This is a genomic window from Herbaspirillum sp. B65 (genome assembly GCF_000333555.1).
GTDB classification, from domain to species: Bacteria; Pseudomonadota; Gammaproteobacteria; order Burkholderiales; family Burkholderiaceae_D; genus Herbaspirillum; species Herbaspirillum rubrisubalbicans.
This window is the reverse complement of the sequence record NZ_BADI01000489.1, coordinates 1-1,617: the sequence shown is the minus strand read 5'-3', so window position 1 is coordinate 1,617 and position 1,617 is coordinate 1. Positions and strand designations below refer to the sequence as shown.

General features: G+C 59.1%; 2 protein-coding genes and 1 tRNA gene. All 3 read right to left on the bottom strand.

What is annotated here, in order from left to right:
• Nucleotides 1–24: 24 nt before the first annotated feature.
• Nucleotides 25–109 (bottom strand) — tRNA-Leu (locus I5W_RS11855).
• Between the two features lie 258 nt (nucleotides 110–367).
• Nucleotides 368–1,072 carry a hypothetical protein gene (locus I5W_RS32445; protein ID WP_034314092.1) on the bottom strand — a complete coding sequence of 235 codons (705 nt, stop codon included), beginning with the start codon at nucleotides 1,070–1,072 and terminating at the stop codon, nucleotides 368–370.
• A gap of 120 nt (nucleotides 1,073–1,192) precedes the next feature.
• A partial coding sequence (locus I5W_RS11845; protein WP_374702134.1) for a surface-adhesin E family protein occupies nucleotides 1,193–1,617 on the bottom strand: 425 nt, incomplete at its 5' end.

The window sequence follows — 1,617 nt, the reverse complement described above, 5'->3', positions numbered from 1 at the left end:
CTAGGTCTTCATTGAGTAATCATCTGGTGCCGGGAGCCGGAATCGAACCGGCACGCCTTGCGGCGCGGGATTTTGAGTCCCGTGCGTCTACCTATTCCGCCATCCCGGCGACGCAAGCCAGCGATTATTACCGATTTCATTCGCGAGAGCAAGCCTTGTGTTGATCTATCTTTCTTGAAGAGATGAAGTTCATGCTCCAGATGGGAAAGCAAGGTAGCCCCGCCAGCGTAAATAATTTGCTGATTGTGCTAGTCGTCGTTGTCCTGCCCGGTTGTGCCACGGCTACGTTTCATATCCAGGTAATGGCGACGGCCGTTGTATCTTCGGCGGCATGGGCAACGTCGCTTCATCGCCATCCTTGAGACCTTCAATGTTGCGTAGATAGCCCGCGCTCTGGAAGTCGCCGAAGGGATCGAACACCTTTTGTCTCCCGCATATAGTTGGTCATCAGGCGCGCCAGTTGTGCGCCATTGAGAAGGCCTTTCTTCTTCAGGGCGACCAGCAGCTTGCCCACCGGGTCCAGTGTCACGTCATCGCCTGCGGCACGGGTGACGGCTTCGGCATAGTCGTCCAGTCCGGTGCGCACGGGATGCACGCGATGGGCTCGCGCGTAGCGTTCGATGAAGCTCTGTACACCTGTGGTGGGAAGGTCGTCTGGATTCGCAGGCAGAGAGGGGCACATCCCGTCCTGCATGGCATGACGCAAATAGCGCACTTCCACGCCATCGATGTCCACCTTGCGTTCGATGCGGCGACTGCCGACATCTACCCACAGTACCAGGCGATCTTGCTCGGTGTCCTGTTGCAAGCCATTGATTTGAATGCCGAGCTTGGCGAAGGCCTCGCGCAGCAGGTCGGCAGGCGGGGCTTGCAGGTGACCACGCCCATCCTCGCCAGGCTGCGACTTGGCATAGAGCCCTTCACTGAGTCGTATCAGCCATCCTTGCCCGACCAGTTGATTCAGTCCGGCACTGAGCTGCGAGGGGCTGGCCATTCTGGTGAGTTCGCTGCGCAGTACGACCTGGCCCTGGCGCTTGCGCAACGACACCCTCAACCTGCTCGATAGCTTCATATCGGCCTCTCATGAGATGACAACCTTGATATACGCAAGATTATACATTTTCTCAATGAAAACATGGGCTTAGTGTGCTTTTGAGGGCGGGTGTTGCGGCATCGTCCGCCAGTGGCGCAGCTATTTACCGCACACCGCCTCAATGGCCCGCTCCCCGGTCGAACCAGGAATCGGATCCTGCAGCTTCACATCCGAATAGGCCAGTTGCGGGGCCAGCAGCAGTTGTCCGCGACCATCGGCCTGCGCATACATCTTGCGGCTGCCGAATCCCAACTGGCGATTGCTGCAGTCGAAGTAGGCGGTCGAGACTTCGGAGAGGTAATAGGTCTTGCTGCCCTGGCCCATGAGCAATTGCGGGCGGTTCCAGTTCAACAGGATCTGGGCCTGGCGCACGCTGCGGGTGGTCACGATACTGCTCTTGTCGATGAAGAAACTGCCGATGCTGTTCTCGCCCAGCGGTGACCACTCGGCATGGGCCGGCAGGCAGGTCGCGGCCAGTGTGGCCGGCAGCAACAGGGGCATTGTCAGCCGGGGGCCGGGTGGGG